Source organism: Actinacidiphila sp. bgisy167, from assembly GCF_057707665.1.
On the sequence record NZ_JBYIQP010000014.1, the window covers coordinates 34977 to 51311 of the forward strand.

The window sequence follows — 16335 nt, forward strand, 5'->3', positions numbered from 1 at the left end:
GGGCAGCAGTCCCCTCGCCGGTCGCCCGAGCCGCCCGAGGGCCGTTGTGGGAGGGTGGGCCGGTGGACGGTGCGCCGATGGACGGTGGGACAGCGCCCCTGGTGGTGGTCGACGCCGCCAACACCGTGGGGTCCGTGCCCGACGGATGGTGGCGGGACCGGCAGGGGGCGACGGAGCGTGTGCGGGACGCCCTGGCAGCGCTGGCGCGGACCGGGCTGCCCGAGCGGGCGGACGTGCCCGAGTGGGCCCGGCGCGCGCCGCTCGACATCGTTCTCGTGGTGGAGGGCGCGGCCCGGGGCGTGGCGCCCGCCCCCGGAGTGCGGGTCGAGGCGGCGGCGGGCAGCGGCGACGACCTGATCGCGCAGCTCGTCGCGGACCGCGATCCGCAGCGGCTGTGCCTGGTCGTGACGGCCGACCGCGAACTGCGCCGCAGGGTCACCGCCCACGGCGCGGCAGTCACCGGGCCTCGCTCGGTACGCGCCTGACGCACCCCGCCCCAGCCGCTCTCGGAGGCCGCGCGGACAGGCGGGCCGGCGTCGCGGGTCGATGGCTCTCTCCTGGCCGCGTTGTCGGTCGCCGCAGCTCCGCGTCCTCCTTCTCCGCCGTGCCGGACTCGGCCCTCGACCCGCTCCTTGCTCCACCCCGCCTGTCCGCGCGGCCTCTTATTCGCTGTCGCCGGCGGACAGCGGGGAGGTAGAACTGACACGCCGGGTTCAGGAGTTGATCGGTGAGTCTCACGAAACGGGGGATCGGCGGACGGACCGTGCCGTGGTCGCCGCAGTCGCGGACCGGGTCGCGGTACCGCCCATGCCCCGGCCGCCCGTCCGACGTCGGCGACGTCGCCTGGGCCCCTGACCCCGAGCAATGGCCCGCCGGATGCGCCGCTCGCGGCGCGGCTCCGGAACAGAAGAGGATCGGCCGAAGGCAGCGAGAGAGAACATGACGACGGAAGCTCCCGGCGCGACACGGATGCCCCGCGCCTTCGGGCTGTTCTACGCGTCCTTCGCCGTCTCGATGCTCGGCGACTCCTTCCGGCTTCTGGCCGTCAACGTCTGGCTGTTCGAAACGACCTCCGGCTCGATCGGTGCCCGGCTGCTCGTCGTACTGCTCGCCACTCTGCCCGGGATGCTGCTCGGCGGGGTGTCCGGTGTCATCGCGGACCGCTACGACAAGTACTCCGTGCTCGTGGTGGCGGATCTCGTCCGCATCGCCGTCGGCCTCGGCCTTGCCGGGTGCGCCGCCACGGGGAACGCCGCGTGGGCGCTCGTGCTGGTCGCGTCGGGCAACGGCATCGGGGTGTTCTTCTCCTCGTCCTCCTTCGCGCTCCTGCCCAGGCTCGTACCGCAGGACCGGCTGCCGCGCGCCAACGGCCTGATGGAGACCGGCCAGTGGGTGATGCAGATCGCCGGGCCCTCGCTGGCCGCGGTGACGCTGGCGTTCGGCGGGGCCGGTCGCGCCTTCCTCATCGACAGTGCCACCTTCGCCGTGTCGGCAGTCATCCTGTGGGTCCTGCGCCGGAAGCTGACCGCCGCCCCGGCCGGGGCCGCCGCGGGCGCCGATGGGGACGGCGCCGTCGACGACGGCGATGGAGACGGGACGCCGGACACGAAGCCCTGGGCGGCCTTCGTCGACGGCACCCGGATCATCCTGCGGAGCCCGCCGATCCGCTCCCTGCTGCTCGCCTCGTACGGCGTGGCCTTCCTGACCGCCTGCACCAACTACGGGCTGATCTTCCTGATCACCCGGAGCCTGGCCCTGGGCCCGTCCTCGCTCGGCTACCTCTACTCGCTCAACGGCGCCGTCGCCGTGGTGGCGGCCCTCGCGGTGACCGTGCTGGCCCGATCCACCCACCTCGGCAGGATCATGGCCCTGTCCATGCTGGGGCTCTGTGTGGCCCAGGTGGTCATGGGCATCGCTCCGAACGTCTACGTACTGGGCGTCGGCGTCGCCGTCAGCGCCCTGTCCAACGCGCCCTACAACGTCGCCGTCAGCTCGCTCTACATGAGCAGGATCCCGGCCGCCTACCTCGGGCAGGTCGAAGGCATCGACACGATGGTGGACAGCTTCGCCAACGTCCTCGGCTTCGTCACCGCCTCGCTGGCCGTCCTGTGGTGGAGCCCGCGCGGGATCTTCCTGCTGTCGGCCCTGGTCGCGGCACCATGCGTGGTTCTCGCATTCACCAGGGTGGCCCGGGGCAGCGGGGCCTTGGACCCACCGCCCCGCGCGGACGTCGGGACCACCGAGGTGACGGCCTGACCGCATCCCTCCGGAGATGCGGATCGTACGCACCGATGCGGCGACGAACCGCGCCGCCGACCCCCGACCGCGGTCGGCGCGCGCCTGACTACCGCTGCTCCGGCCGCGCGTACAGCACCGCGCCGTCGACGGTGGCCACGGGCTCGTAACCGCCCCGGTCCAGCAGACGGCGCAGGCCCGGCACATACGCCGCGCCGTAGGGGGCGCCCCGGGAATCGTCGACGACGACGGTCGGCGGCGCGGCGGAGAACTCCCTGCGGAAGTCCGCCCAGGCGCCCGGCACGGCGTACTCCTCGCCGACCCGGGTCCCACCGCGGCCGCCGCTGAAATTGGTGAGGAACCCCGCGGTGAGGAAACGGCCGGCCGGTGCGCGCCCGGAGAGCCAGTACTGCTCCGGGTGCATGCCCCAGACCAGGACGGTCTCCCCGGCGCCGGTGCGGGCGCGGACCGCTTCCGCGACCGCGCGGGCATGGTCGAGTTCGGCGCGCGGCGCGGCGAAGCCCCAGCCGGTGAAGACGGCTGCCGCCAGCACCGTCCAGGCCACAGCGGCCCTGCGGGCCATGCCGCGCGCGGGCAGCCGGCGCAGCGCCGCCACCCCGACGAGTGTGAGCGGGGGCAGCGCCTGCAGGTAGTAGTGCCCGTAGAACTGGAAGCCCGCCAAAACGGCGACGGCGGACGCGGCGAGCCAGAGCCACAGCTCGGCCCCGGCGCCGGACCGCCGGCGCGCGGCGAGCCAGGCGGCCGGCAGCACGAGCCCCGCCCCGGCCGCCGCGAGGATCGCGGCGTTGCCGAGCCCCCGCCCGGCCGCGAGCAGCCACGCGCCCTCGGGCGAGAGGTAGGCGCCGGAGCCGGTGACGGTCCAGAAGACGAAGCGCCCCGCACCGGTCGCCAGGGCCACGGCCGTCACGGGCAGCGCGCATCCCGCCGCCAGCCGGGCCCACGCACCGGCGCCCGCCGGCGCCCGGGCGGGCGCTGCCGCACTCCCCCGCCGGGCCTGCCACAGCATCCACAGCACCGGGAGGAGCACCGCGGCGCCGGTCTGCTTGGTCAGCGCCGCCCCCGCCACCGCCACCCCGGCGGCGCCCCAGCGCCCGCGGTCGGCGCAGAGCACGGCGGCGACCGTCCACGGCAGGGTGAAGACCTCGAAGATGGCCGCCTGGGTGTCCTCGGGCGCCAGACCCACCGACAGCAGCAGATAGCCGAAGCCTGCGGCGGCGCCCCACCGGTCGCCCCAGCGGCGCCGGGCGAGGGCGACGAGGAGCGCTGCCGTCACCACGTGCGCGGCGACCGCCGCCACCCGCAGGGGCCACAGCGAGCCGTCGCCGAAGAGGGCGAAGGCCCCCTGGTAGAGCCAGGGCACGAACGGTGGCTTGCGGTCCACGACCGTCTCGTAGAGCACACCGCCGGAGGCCAGCACCCGCGCCTGGGTCGCCAGGAACCCCTCGTCGGGGTTCCAGACCGGGCGGAGGAAGGAGGGCAGATGCACCAGAGCCGCCACGAGGGTCAGCAGCGGGAGCAGCACGGTCCACGAGGACCAGCGGGGTCCCGAGGGCGCCGGGGACGGGGCCGCGCTCGCCCGCCGTCCCGGGAACGCGGGCACGGCGGCGCGGGCGGTCTCGGGGCGGGTCGGCACGCGCCCAACGTACCGGGCGCCCTCGGCGTGCGTCAGCTCACCCCTGCCGGGCCGGCCCCTGGAGCCTGCTGTGCCGGTAGCCGTACAGGAAGTAGAGGATGAAGCCGAGGACCATCCAGACGGCGAACCGCAGCCAGGTCTCGGCCGGCAGGTTGAGCATCAGCCACAGCGTGGCGAGCACCGACACCGCGGGGAGCCATGGCACGAACGGGGTACGGAAGGAGCGCGGCAGATCGGGACGGGTGCGGCGCAGCACCACGACGCCGATGGCGACGACGACGAAGGCGAACAGGGTGCCGATGTTCACCAGCTCGGCCAGTTCCTCGATGGAGGTGAAGCCCGCGACGATCGCGACGATGCCGCCGAGCAGGATGGTCGAGCGGTACGGCGTGCCCCGCGTGGGGTGGACCCGGGAGAAGAAGCGCGGCAGCAGACCGTCGCGGCTCATCGCGAAGAAGACCCGGCTCTGCCCGAGCAGCAGGATCATGCAGACCGTCGTCAGGCCCACCACCGCGCCGAAGGCGATCAGGCCCGCCCAGAAGGGGTGGCCGACTGCCTTGAAGGCGTCGGCCAGCGGCGCGTCCACCGACAGCCGGCTGTAGTGCTGCATGCCGGTGACGACGATGGAGACGGCGACGTACAGCACGGTGCAGATCAGCAGCGAGCCGAGGATGCCGCGCGGCACGTCCCGCTGCGGGTTCCTGGTCTCCTCCGCGGCGGTGGCGACGATGTCGAAGCCGATGTAGGCGAAGAAGACCACGGCCGCCGCGGTGAAGATGCCCATGACGCCGAACTGGGAGGGCGTGAAGCCGGAGATCAGCTGGATGAGCGGGGCGTCGATGCCGGCCGCCGCGCCCTCGGACGAGACGGCGGGCGGGACGAACGGCGCGTAGTTGCTGCCCTTGATGAAGAAGGAGCCCACGATGATCACGATCAGCACCACGGCCAGCTTGATGGCGACGACCACGGAGGTGACGCGGGCCGAGAGCTTCATCCCGGCGACCAGGATGGCGGTGAGCGCGGCCACCAGCAGGAAGGCCAGCAGGTCGAAGTGGAAGCCGTCCTGCGTGCCGCCGGACAGCGCGGACGGCAGGTGCCAGCCCCAGTTGTCCAGGATCGAGCGCATGTACCCGGACCATCCGACGGCGACCACGGCGCAGCCCAGCGCCAGTTCGAGCACGAGGTCCCACCCGATGATCCAGGCGGGCAGTTCGCCGAGGGTCGCGAAGGAGAAGGTGTACGCGGACCCGGCCACCGGCACGGTGGAGGCGAACTCCGCGTAGCACAGGGCGGCGAGCGCGCAGACCACGCCGGCGGCGACGAAGGACAGGGCGACCGCCGGGCCCGCGCTCTCCTTCGCCACCTTGCCCGTGAGGACGAAGATGCCGGTGCCGATGATGACACCGACACCGAAGACGGTGAGGTCGAGAGCGGACAGCGACTTCTTGAGCGCGTGCTCCGGCTCCTCGGTGTCCTTCAGGGAGTCTTCGACTGATTTGGCCCGAAAGAACCCGCTTCGACCCTTTGCAGCGTTACCGCCCACGTCCACCGGCGCACCTCCACAGTTGTTCCTGCATCACAGCACTCGCGGATGCGTGTGACCGGATCTGGCGCGCCTACACCTCGGCAGAAGGGCCGGGCGATCACCCGTAAGGGTGTCGCCCGGCCCGGTGTCACAGGAGGGACGGGGAGCGGCGTCAGTCGCTCGCGACCTGCGGCGCGGGCTCGTCGGCGTAGCGCCCCTGCAGCCGGCTGACCAGGCCGGTCACCTGGCGTGCGATGTCCGGGGCGGTCAGGCCGATCTCGGCCATGACCTCCCTGCGGTTCGCGTGGTCCAGGAACTGCTGCGGAATGCCGAAGTCGCGCAGCGGCACGTCCACGTTCGCGTCGCGCAGGGCCTGGGCGACGGCGGAGCCGACTCCCCCGACGCGTCCGTTGTCCTCGACCGTGACGACGACCTTGTGGCCGGCGGCGAGGCCGGGCAGGGCCTCGTCGACGGGCTTGACCCAGCGGGGGTCGACGACGGTGGTGGTGATGCCCTGGGCGTCGAGCAGGTCGGCGATCTCCAGGCACATCGGGGCGAGCGCGCCGACGGAGACCAGCAGGACGTCCGGTGTGCCGCCGTCGCTCTGGGTCTTGGCCTCGCGCAGTACGTCCATGCCGCCGACCGTGCCGACCGCCTTGACCGCGGGGCCGACCGCGCCCTTGGAGTAGCGGACCACGGTCGGCGCGTCCTCGACCGCCACGGCCTCGCGCAGTTGGGCCCGCACCTGGTCGGCGTCGCGCGGGGCGGCGATCCGCAGACCGGGGACGACCTGGAGGATCGACAGGTCCCACATCCCGTTGTGCGAGGCGCCGTCGGTGCCGGTGATGCCGGCGCGGTCCAGGACGAAGGTCACACCGCACTTGTGCAGCGCGACGTCCATCAGGACCTGGTCGAAGGCGCGGTTGAGGAAGGTCGCGTAGACGGCGACCACCGGGTGCAGTCCGCCGGTCGCCAGGCCCGCCGCCGAGACGGCGGCGTGCTGCTCGGCGATGCCGACGTCGTAGACGCGCTCGGGGAAGGCCTTGGCGAACTTGTCCAGGCCGACGGGCTGGAGCATCGCCGCGGTGATGGCGACGATGTCCTCGCGCTCCTTGCCGAGCTCGACCATCTCCTCGGCGAAGACCGAGGTCCAGTCCGCGCCCGAGGCGGCGATGGGCAGGCCGGTGTCGGGGTGGATCTTGCCGACGGCGTGGAAGCGGTCCGCCTCGTCCTGCAGGGCCGGGGTGTAGCCGCGGCCCTTCTCGGTGAGGCAGTGCACGATGACCGGGCCGCCGAAGCGCTTCGCGCGCTGCAGCGCGGACTCCAGCGCGGCGATGTCATGGCCGTCGATCGGGCCGACGTACTTCAGGCCCAGGTCCTCGAACATGCCCTGCGGGGCGATGAAGTCCTTGAAGCCCTTCTTGGCGCCGTGCAGGGTCTCGTACAGCGGCTGGCCGATGACGGGGGTACGCTCCAGCAGCTCCTTGGTGCGGCTGAGGAAGCGTTCGTAGCCGTCGGTGGTGCGCAGCGTGGCGAGGTGGTTGGCGAGCCCGCCGATGGTCGGGGCGTAGGAACGCTCGTTGTCGTTGACGACGATGACCAGTGGGCGGTCCTTTGCGGCGGCGATGTTGTTCAGCGCCTCCCAGGCCATGCCGCCGGTCAGGGCGCCGTCACCGATGACGGCGACGGTGTGGTCGCGCTTGCCCAGCAGCTCGTTGGCCTTGGCCAGGCCGTCGGCCCAGCCGAGCACCGTGGAGGCGTGGCTGTTCTCGATGACGTCGTGTTCGGACTCGGCGCGCGAAGGGTAGCCGGACAGGCCGCCCTTGCTCTTGAGCTTGGTGAAGTCCTGCCGTCCGGTGAGCAGCTTGTGGACGTAGGACTGGTGTCCGGTGTCCCACAGCACCTTGTCCTTCGGCGAGTCGAAGACGCGGTGGAGGGCGATGGTCAGTTCGACGACACCGAGGTTCGGCCCCAGGTGCCCGCCCGTCTTGGAGACCTCGTCGACCAGGAAGGTACGGATCTCGCCTGCCAGCTCGACCAGCTGCTCCGGGGTGAGCCGGTCGAGGTCGCGCGGTCCCTTGATACGGGTCAGCAGCGCCACCCGTGCCTCCTTGTTGTCGCTTACCGGTTACCCGAGTGTATGTGTTCGCGTTTTCAGCACCGCACACGCCTGTGCCCGGCGCTGGGATGATCTTCCCCGCGCCGGGCACGACACACTACCGGTGCGTACGGGGCCTCAGCCGCGGCCGGCGGCCTTCCGGCTCCCGCGGGACACCGGGCGCATACGCCTGTGCCCGGCGCCGGGAGGAACCTCCTCCCCGCGCCGGGCACGTCACACTACCGGTGCGTACGAAGCCGGGTCTCAGCCGCGGCCGGCGGCCTTCTGGCTCTTGCGCGAAACCGAGTCGATGACCACGGCGGCGAGGAGCACCGCGGCGGTGATCATGTACTGCAGCGCGGTGTTCATGTTGAGCAGGTTCAGGCCGGTCTGGATGGACTGGATGACCAGCATGCCCAGCAGGGCGGACCAGACGTTGCCGCGACCGCCGAAGAGGCTGGTGCCGCCGATGACCGCGGCCGCGATGGCCAGCATCAGGTAGTTGCCGCCGCCCGCGCCGAGCGAGGCGGTGTAGGTCTGGGCGGCGAAGAACAGACCGCCGATCGCCGCGAACATACCGGAGATGGCGAACACGGAGATACGGATCAGGGCGACGTTGATACCGGCCCGGCGGGCGGCCTCGATGCCGCCACCGACCGCGAAGATCTTCCGGCCGTAGGAGGTGCGGCGGAGCACGAAGTCGGTGATCACCAGCGCCGCCAGGAAGATGACCAGTGCGTTCGGCACGCCGCTCGCCTGGTTCAGCACGTAGGCGGCGACGAAGGAGACCACCGCGAGGGCGCCGACGCGCAGCGCGATCTCGCTCGTGGGACGGAAGGGCACCCCGGCCGCGCGGCGGCGGCGCTGGTCGATGACCGACCCGGCGAGCATGGCCACCGTGCCGAGACCCGCCAGCAGGTAGGCGCCGGCGATGTCCTGGTCGAGGAAGAAGGACTGCTTGCCCAGGATGTGCAGCGGGCCGCCGTCCGCGATCGAGAGGCTTCCGGTGTCGCCGAGCAGCTGCAGCATCAGGCCGTTCCAGCCGAGGAAGCCGGCGAGGGTGACGACGAACGCCGGCACGCCGATCTTGGCGAAGAACCAGCCGTGCAGGGCGCCGATGACGATGCCGGTCAGGATCGTCAGGATCAGCGCGAGCCACGGGTTCATCCCGTGGGTGGTCGCCATGATCGCGAAGAGCGAGGACGCCAGACCGCTGACCGAGCCCACCGACAGGTCGATCTCGCCGAGCAGCAGCACGAAGACCAGACCGATGGCGAGCATGCCCGTGGAGGTCAGGAAGAAGCCGATGTCGGCGAGGTTGCCCGCGGTCAGGAAGTTGCTCGACTGGGTCTGGAAGACGGTCCAGATGATGATCAGGCCGATGACGACCGGCAGCGAGCCCAGCTCACCGCCGCGTACCTTGCGCTTGAACTCCGTGATGTAGCCCTTGAGGCCCTCTTCACGGACGAGCAGGCGCGGGTCGACCAGGGGAACCGCCGCCGCGGGCGCCTCCTCGACCGCTGCCGCCGCGTCCTGCTCTACGGTCTTCGACGTGTCGCTCACTTTGCAGCCTCCGTGCGCCGCGCCTGACGGCGGGTCACGGCGTTGTCCGTGGCGCCGGTGATCGCGGAGATGATTTCTTCGTGGGACGTGGTCTTGACGTCGAACACGCCGTTGTTGCGGCCGAGCCGCAGCACAGCGACGCGGTCCGCGACGGCCTTGACGTCCACCATGTTGTGGCTGATGAGGATGACGGCGAGGCCGCGCTGGCGCAGCCGCTCCACCAGGTCGAGCACCTGGGCCGTCTGCTCCACGCCGAGGGCGGCGGTGGGCTCGTCGAGGATGACCAGCTTGGGCTCGCCGATCAGGGCGCGGGCGATGGCGACGACCTGCCGCTGACCACCCGACAGGCTGGCGATCGGGATCCGGACGCTGGGGATGCGGATCGACAGGGTGCTCAGCAGCTCCCTGGACTTCGCCTCCATGGCGACCTCGTCGATCACTCCGGCGCGCTTGAGCTCCCGGCCGAGGTAGAGGTTGGCGACGACGTCGAGGTTGTCGCAGAGCGCGAGGTCCTGGTAGACCGTCGCGATTCCCAAGCCCTGGGCGTCCTGCGGCTTGTCGATGCTGACCGGCTTGCCCTCCCACTCGATGACGCCTTCATCGATGGGGTGGACGCCGGCGATCGTCTTGACCAACGTCGACTTACCTGCGCCGTTGTCGCCGACGAGCGCGACGACCTCACCGGCGTGGATCTCCAGATCGACATCGGTGAGGGCCTGGACCGCACCGAATCGCTTGGAGACTCCGCGCAACGCCAGCACGGGCGTAGCGGACACGTGAACCATCTCCTTCGCCGCCTGACCGGCGGGGATGCCGCGCTTGAGATGCGCGGAGGGGGTGTGCGCGAGGCACAGCTTTACATGAACGAACGGATCGTCCGTCCGGAGCCCGCCCCGTCAGCGGGGTTGTCGGACGGGGCGTGGCTCCGGACGGGTCCGTGTAGCGGCCTCCGGAGGGAGGACCAGCCGGTTTACTCGATGCCGGCGGCCTTGCAGGCCTTGGCGAACTCGGCCGTGCAGATCTCGGAGACGGAGTACAGCTTGTCCGCGATGACCGTGTCCTTGACGTTGGCCTTGGTCACCGAGACCGGGGTCAGCAGCTGGGACGGGACCTTGTCACCGGAACCGCTGGTCAGCGTGGTGGTGGCCAGCGAGTCGATGCTCTTGCCCTCGAGCAGGTTGACCGCGAGCTGGGCGGCGGCGTCGGCCTCGGGCTTGAAGGCCTTGTAGACCGTGCTGGACTGCGTGCCCGCGATGATCCGCTGGATGCCCGCGAGTTCGGCGTCCTGGCCGGTCACCGGAATGCCGCTGATGCCGGCGCCCTTGAGGGCGGTGGCGATACCGCTGGCCATGGCGTCGTTGGCCGAGTAGACGCCCGCGATGTTCTTGGCCTTGAGCTGGGTGATGGCCGCCGTCATCTTCTGGTTGGCGACGTTGTCGTCCCACAGACCGCTCTGCTCGTAGGCGATCTTCACCTTGCCGTCGAGGGCGGAGTGGGCGCCCGCCTTGAAGTCGGCGGCGTTCGGGTCGGCGTCGTCGCCGTTGATCATGACGACGTTCGTCGACGGCTTGGCCTTGTCGCCGAGCGCGTCGAGGAGCGCCTGGCCCTGCAGCTCGCCGACCTTCTTGTTGTCGAAGGAGACGTAGGCGGAGACCGGGCCCTCGGCGAGGCGGTCGTAGGCGACGACCTTGATGCCCTTGTCGACCGCGGCCTGGACGGAGGTCTTGATGGCCTTGGCGTCCTTGGCGCTGATCACGATCACCTTGACACCCTTGGTGATCATGGTGCTGACCTGCTGGGCCTGCTTGGCGGAGTCACCGGCGGCGTTCGCGTACTCCACCGTGCAGCCCGCGCACAGCTCCTTGACCTTGGCCTCGAACAGCGGCTTGTCGAACTTCTCGTAGCGCGCGGTGACGCTGTCGGGAAGCAGCAGGCCGATGGACTGGTTCTTGCTGCTGCCGGCGCTGCTGCTGCCGCCTTCAGCCTTGTCGTCGCCCGCCTTGCCGCAGGCGGCGACGGAAAGGGCCATGGTGACGGCCGCGGTGCCGATCACGACGCGACGCATCATTGCGTTCATGTGGGGTTGCCTCCCTGACAGGGCCGCAAGAGACTGCGACCGAGGTGAGCGAGAGTCAACTCGCCTACAGGCTTGGCGTCAAGAAGTAAATACTTAACGAGATGGCAACGGTGCGTTTCGTTATCTAGATGAACGCTCAGTGATCTTCACCGCGCCCCAACCGCCGTCGGCGCACCGGCATTCAGCAGGGCCGAGTCCCCCACCTCGCTCAGCGCCAGCGCCAGCGCGCCCAGCACCTCCGCGCGGGCCCCCAAGGCTCCGGAGACGACCGACAGGCGGCGCGCGGCGCTGGGGATCGCGTACCGCGCAACGGACTCCCGCAGGGGGGCCAGCACCAGTTCCCCGGCCTCCGCGAGGTCGCCGCCGAGCACCACCCGGCTGGGGTTCAGGATATTGGCGAGGCTGGCCACCCCCATGCCGACGTGCCGGCCGACGTCCCCGATGACGCGGCGGCAGCCGGGGTCGCCCTCGCGGCCCAGCTGGACCATGCGCGCCAGGGTGAGGTCCGGGCCGTGGCTGCCGCGCAGCAGGTCCAGCACGTAGCGGGCGGCGGTGAAGGTCTCCAGGCAGCCGCGGTTGCCGCAGCGGCAGACCGGACCGGACTCGTCCAGCGTGATGTGGCCGATCTCACCCGCGGTGCCGCCGGGACCGCGGTAGATGCGGCCCTCGATCACCAGCCCGGCGCCCACACCGCTGGCCACCTTGATGTACGCAAGGTCCCGCACCCCTCGGCCGCTGCCCCAGACCAGCTCGCCGAGGGCGCCGAGATTGGCGTCGTTGTCCACCTGGACCGGCATGCGCAGCCGCTCGGCGAGTTCCTGGCGCGGGTTGATGCCGCCCCAGCCCGGCAGGATCGTCGTCGACCCCAGCGCGCCGGTCTCCACGTCGATCGGGCCCGGGACGCCGAGGCCGACGCCGATCACCTTCTCGGGGCTGATGCCGCGGGACTCGATCAGCCGCGCGACCAGCTGTTCGGCGCGGTCGAAGCCCTCGGAGGCCGAGGCGTCCACGTCGATCGGCTCGGACTGCTCGGCGAGCACCTGGTGCGCCAGGTTGCCGACCGCGACCCGCAGGTGGGAGTGCCCGAAGTCGACGCCCACGACGACGCCCGCGTCGCCGGAGAGCGACACCGCGCGGGCCCGGCGCCCTCCGGAGGAGGTCGGAGTGACCTCGACGGTCCCGTTGTCGCGCAGCTCGCGGACGATGTTGGAGACCGTCGCGGCGGAAAGGCCCGTCGTCCGGGCGATCTCGGCCTGCGTCAGCGAACCCGCGAGGCGTACCGCCCGCACCACCCGCTCGAGATTGGCCCGGTGCAGCGACGACTGGGATCCCGGAGTCTCCACGACCATTCCACTCCTGCCGAACCGGACGGGAGCCACGTCGATGAGACCCCGTCGTCTACAACATGTGAACTCTAAGCAAGCCTTCAGGCGCGCTTAGAGTCAAGGGGAAGAACCAGACCGCTGACGCAATGCCCCGAAACATCCGGAAGCGGCCCCGCATTCGGCGGGACCGCTTCCGTTGCGCGAACCGGCCGTCCGGCGGCAGTCGCGTGGAGTGACACCGCGGTCACTTCAAGGTGCCGGCCGTCAGACCGGCCTGCACCTGCCGCTGGAAGGAGAGGTACACGACGAGCACCGGCAGCATCGCGATCGTCATGCCCGCGAAGAGCGCCGGGTAGTCACCCGAGTACCCCTGCTGCTGCGCCAGGTTGACCAGTCCCTGGGCCAGCATCGACCGGTCCGGGTCGCTGCTCGACTGCTGCTGCATCAGGGTCATCGGCAGGATGTACTGGTTCCACTGGCCCAGCACGTTGAAGATGCCCACGCTGATCAGGCCCGGCTTGGCCATCGGCAGCATCACCTGGAAGAACGCCCGGGAGTGGGAGCAGCCGTCGATCATGGCCGCCTCGTGCACCGCCGTGGGCAGGGTCCGGAAGAAGGAGTGCATGAAGAAGACGGTGAAGGGCAGCGAGTAGGCGACGTAGACCAGGATCAGGCCCTGGTAGGTGTTGAGCATGCCCAGGTTGCTGACCATGAAGAACAGCGGCACGAGGGCGAGGTACACCGGGAACATCGCCCCGCCGACGAACAGGTAGAAGACGGCCCGGTTGCCGGGGAACTCGTAGCGCGCCAGAACGTAGGCGGCCATCGACCCCAGCAGCATGGTCAGCGGTACCGAGAACACCAGCACGATCATCGTGTTCACGAAGAACTCGCCGATGCCCTTCTCCCAGGCCCGGGAGAAGGCGTCGAAGGACCACTGCGATGGCCAGGACCAGGCGCTCGCGCCGATCTCCGAGTTGTTCTTGAAGGAGCCGAGGACGATCCATGCCAGCGGCAGGATGATCAACACGCCCCACAGGACCAGGAAGCCGTGCGAGAACACGTTGAGCGTCGCGCCGCTGTCGGCGAAACGTTCCCGGTCCGCTTTCCTGCCGCCGGCGCGCGCGGGCCGTCCGGTGGGGACCGGTGCCGCGGTGGGCTGCTTGATGGGAGTGGCCATGGGATGCGCTCCCCGCTCAGAACTCGATGCGGTCGCGGCGGGAGAACCGCAGCGCGACGGCGGAAAGGATCAGGGTGAGGAAGAGGATGACGACGCCCATGGCGCAGGCGTAGCCGCTCTTGCCGAAGGTGAGGAAGTTGCGCATCAGGTAGGTCGCCATGACCTCGCCGTGGTGGTCGGGGCCGCCGCCGAAATTCGATCCCGGTGTGAGGACCGAGGCCAGGACGAAGAAGTCCATCGCGGCGATGGCGAGGTACACCCAGGCCGTCTGCACGCTGTCCCACAGCAGGGGGAGCGTCACCTTGAAGAAGGTCTGCAGGCGGCCGGCGCCGTCGAGCAGGGCGGCCTCGTAGATGTCCTTGGGAATGGACTGCATGGCCGCCGAGAAGAGCACCAGATAGAAGCCCACACCGGCCCAGATCTGCACGCCCAGCAGGCACCACATGACGAGGTCGGGGCTGTTGAGCCATTCGATCGGGGCGCTCGGGTCCTCGAGGTGCAGTGCGATGAGGATGCCGTTCAGCAGGCCGCTTCCGTCACTGCGGTAGACCGCCTGGAAGAGCACCACGAGAATGGCGACGGAAAGCACCTGGGGGAAGAAGAAAACGATCTTGTAGAAGGCGGATCCGGCCACGCCCCGGACGCCCGTGGTGCCGCCGCGGCCCCCCACATTGAGCATGAAGGCGAAGAAGAGCGCCAGCAGGATCGTGATCACCGGCAGGAACACCAGCAGCAGCACATTGTGCCGCAGCGCCTGCAGGAAGACGTGGTCCCCGAAGAGCTTCGTGTAGTTCTCCAGACCGACGAAGTGCATCTCCTGGGACTGCCCGGACCAGTCCGTCAGGGAATACCCGAAGGTCTGGAGATACGGCCAGATCACGAAGACGACGTAGAGCACGACCGGGAAGAAGAGGAATCCCGCGATGAACGGGTACTTGCGGTGACGCATGGCGCTGCTCCTGCCATCGGGGGGCCGTCGCACCGGGGCCCGCACGCCCCCGGATCCGTGTCCGGGGGCACCGGGCCCCGGTGCGCGAGGGCCGGCGGGGACTAAGAGCCCTTCTTGGCCTTCTCGGCGGCCGCCTTGACCCGCTTCAGCCAGTCGGCGGGCTTGATGCGCTTGGCCATCAGCTCGGCGCTGGCGTTCTGCACGTCGGTGTCGAAGGCGCTCTGCGTGTTGATGTAGCTGTAGTTGAAGACGTTGCTTCCGGCAGCACTGAGCGCGGTGACCGTGGACTTGGTGCCCGGGCGCAGCTGGACGTCGGATCCGACGCCGTCCTTGAGCACGGTCAGCGAGTTGGCCGTCTGAGCGAACGTGCTCGAGGCTTCCTTGGTGAGCATGATCCGCAAGAACTCCAGGCCGCCGGCCTGGTTCTTGGCCTTCTTGGGGACGATGAAGGGCTCACCGGCACCGGCCCGGATCGCCTCGAAGGGCAGCTTGTCGCCCTCGAGCGAGGGAATCGGCAGAAAGGTCATCTCGAAGTCGGACGGAGTGGCCTTGAGCTGCTCGTTCTCCAGCCACGAACCGCAGGGGATGAAGGCGGCCTTGCCCTCGTTCCAGGCGGTCTGCGACTCGATGTGGGTCATGCCGTTGGTGCCGGGGAGCAGGTAGCCCTTGTCGGCGATCTGGTAGACGGACTCGACGGCCACCTTGGCGGCGTCCTCGTCCCACACGGTCGGGTCGAGGCTGTCGATCCGCTTCACCAGCTCGAGTCCGCCGTGCTTGGCGATCAGGTCCATGACCACGATGTTGATGTAGTACGGGTACTTGCCCTGGTGGCAGAAGGGCGCGATGCCCGCCTTCTTGATCTCCTCGGAGAGGGACATGAAGTCGGCCCACGTCTTCGGCGCGGTCCAGCCCTTCTCCTTGAAGAGCTTGCCGGAGTACCACAGACCCCAGACGGTGTAGATGTAGGACAGCTGGTACATCTTGCCGTCGTCGAAGCTGCCGATCTCGATCGTGCCGGGCTGCAGGACGTCCCTGATCTTCTTGCTCGGGTCGTCGATGTAGGGCGCGTCGAGAAGGGGGGTGAGGTCGGTGAGCTGGCCGCTCTTGTAGAGCACGTCCAGCTTGATCTGCTGGGCGCCGGAGTCGTCGACGACGTCCGGGGGGTTGCCGGCGTTGAAGCGGGGCTGGAGCTTTCCGGTGATCTCCTGGGTGCCGAGGTGGCTGATCTTGGCTCCGGAGAACCTCTTCTTGTAGATCTTCTCGAACTCGATGGCGTACGCGTCGCCGTAGCCGCCCTTGAAGATCACGACGTCCAGGGGGGCGTCGTTGGCCACGCCGAACGGGTTGTCCTTGGACTTCTCGCCCTTAGCGGCACCGCCCTTGTCGTTGTTGCCGCCACTGGACGCACAGGCACTCAGCAGACCCGCGGAGGGAGCGGCCAACAGGCCCACCGCTGCCGCCCGCTTGATCAGATCACGCCGGTTGACGTCGGATCTCATGCTCAAGTCCTCACCTTCCCCAGGACCCATGCGGTGCGGAGTTGAATCTGTGCACGGGCAACGCACCCGCCGTTCCCCCCGCGCAAGCCCGCGTTCAGCGGGCCTCCTGGACGCCGACAGGTATAGTCCACTCTTCGTCAACTGGGCAAGGTCATGTGCGCTATTGGCGGCCGGCTTTCCCTAGTTGAGACCTGCCGGTAACGCCGACGGGCCCGCACCCCCGAAGGGGT

At 69.9% G+C, this 16335-nt stretch carries 12 protein-coding genes; 2 read left to right on the forward strand and 10 right to left on the reverse strand.

The genetic code is table 11. The features are described 5' to 3' along the window. The first annotated feature begins 77 nt into the window (after nt 1-77). Together AC3ET4_RS08120 and AC3ET4_RS08125 are read left to right on the forward strand one after the other, a co-directional pair. Nucleotides 78-485, forward strand: a complete 408-nt coding sequence (locus AC3ET4_RS08120) for an NTP pyrophosphohydrolase (protein WP_431947473.1) — start codon at nt 78-80, stop codon at nt 483-485. 454 nt (nt 486-939) lie between these two features. Beyond that, nucleotides 940-2256, forward strand: a complete 1317-nt coding sequence (locus AC3ET4_RS08125; RefSeq protein WP_431947475.1) for an MFS transporter — start codon at nt 940-942, stop codon at nt 2254-2256. Nucleotides 2257-2344: 88 nt separating this feature from the next. Here the strand turns inward: AC3ET4_RS08125 and AC3ET4_RS08130 are convergent, their stop codons facing one another. The 10 genes from AC3ET4_RS08130 to ngcE form a co-directional block, all read right to left on the reverse strand. Continuing rightward, nucleotides 2345-3889: a glycosyltransferase family 39 protein gene (locus AC3ET4_RS08130; RefSeq protein ID WP_431947477.1), complete on the reverse strand. Its 1545-nt coding sequence runs from the start codon at nt 3887-3889 to the stop codon at nt 2345-2347. Between the two features lie 37 nt (nt 3890-3926). After that, nucleotides 3927-5438, reverse strand: a complete 1512-nt coding sequence (locus AC3ET4_RS08135) for an amino acid permease (protein WP_431947478.1) — start codon at nt 5436-5438, stop codon at nt 3927-3929. Between the two features lie 148 nt (nt 5439-5586). Further along, nucleotides 5587-7515, reverse strand: coding sequence for a 1-deoxy-D-xylulose-5-phosphate synthase (dxs, locus tag AC3ET4_RS08140; protein WP_431947480.1), 1929 nt, complete (start codon nt 7513-7515; stop codon nt 5587-5589). A gap of 261 nt (nt 7516-7776) precedes the next feature. Next, nucleotides 7777-9075, reverse strand: a complete 1299-nt coding sequence (locus tag AC3ET4_RS08145) for a sugar ABC transporter permease (RefSeq protein WP_431947482.1) — start codon at nt 9073-9075, stop codon at nt 7777-7779. Next, complete coding sequence (locus AC3ET4_RS08150) at nt 9072-9860, reverse strand: ATP-binding cassette domain-containing protein (RefSeq protein WP_431947484.1); 789 nt, start codon at nt 9858-9860, stop codon at nt 9072-9074. The genes AC3ET4_RS08145 and AC3ET4_RS08150 overlap by 4 nt, the downstream gene beginning before the upstream one ends. A gap of 185 nt (nt 9861-10045) precedes the next feature. Beyond that, entirely contained in the window at nt 10046-11152 is a 1107-nt protein-coding gene (locus AC3ET4_RS08155) for a sugar ABC transporter substrate-binding protein (protein ID WP_431947486.1), read from the reverse strand. Between the two features lie 146 nt (nt 11153-11298). Continuing rightward, complete coding sequence (locus tag AC3ET4_RS08160; RefSeq protein WP_431947488.1) at nt 11299-12495, reverse strand: ROK family transcriptional regulator; 1197 nt, start codon at nt 12493-12495, stop codon at nt 11299-11301. Between the two features lie 226 nt (nt 12496-12721). Beyond that, on the reverse strand, nt 12722-13657 hold the full coding sequence (locus tag AC3ET4_RS08165) for a carbohydrate ABC transporter permease (protein ID WP_431947490.1): 936 nt from the start codon (nt 13655-13657) through the stop codon (nt 12722-12724). Between the two features lie 16 nt (nt 13658-13673). Beyond that, complete coding sequence (locus tag AC3ET4_RS08170) at nt 13674-14606, reverse strand: carbohydrate ABC transporter permease (RefSeq protein WP_431947492.1); 933 nt, start codon at nt 14604-14606, stop codon at nt 13674-13676. 101 nt (nt 14607-14707) lie between these two features. Further along, on the reverse strand, nt 14708-16105 hold the full coding sequence (gene ngcE, locus AC3ET4_RS08175; protein ID WP_431947583.1) for an N-acetylglucosamine/diacetylchitobiose ABC transporter substrate-binding protein: 1398 nt from the start codon (nt 16103-16105) through the stop codon (nt 14708-14710). Nucleotides 16106-16335: the final 230 nt, after the last annotated feature.

Excerpts from the sequence above, each read along its gene's own strand:
- AC3ET4_RS08165 (WP_431947490.1), bottom strand. The coding sequence starts at position 13,657 with ATGGCCACTCCCATCAAGCAGCCCACCGCGGCACCGGTCCCCACCGGA.
- AC3ET4_RS08155 (WP_431947486.1), bottom strand. The coding sequence starts at position 11,152 with ATGAACGCAATGATGCGTCGCGTCGTGATCGGCACCGCGGCCGTCACC.
- ngcE (WP_431947583.1), bottom strand. The coding sequence starts at position 16,105 with ATGAGATCCGACGTCAACCGGCGTGATCTGATCAAGCGGGCGGCAGCG.
- AC3ET4_RS08170 (WP_431947492.1), bottom strand. The coding sequence starts at position 14,606 with ATGCGTCACCGCAAGTACCCGTTCATCGCGGGATTCCTCTTCTTCCCG.
- AC3ET4_RS08120 (WP_431947473.1), top strand. The coding sequence starts at position 78 with ATGGACGGTGGGACAGCGCCCCTGGTGGTGGTCGACGCCGCCAACACC.
- AC3ET4_RS08125 (WP_431947475.1), top strand. The coding sequence starts at position 940 with ATGACGACGGAAGCTCCCGGCGCGACACGGATGCCCCGCGCCTTCGGG.
- AC3ET4_RS08150 (WP_431947484.1), bottom strand. The coding sequence starts at position 9,860 with ATGGTTCACGTGTCCGCTACGCCCGTGCTGGCGTTGCGCGGAGTCTCC.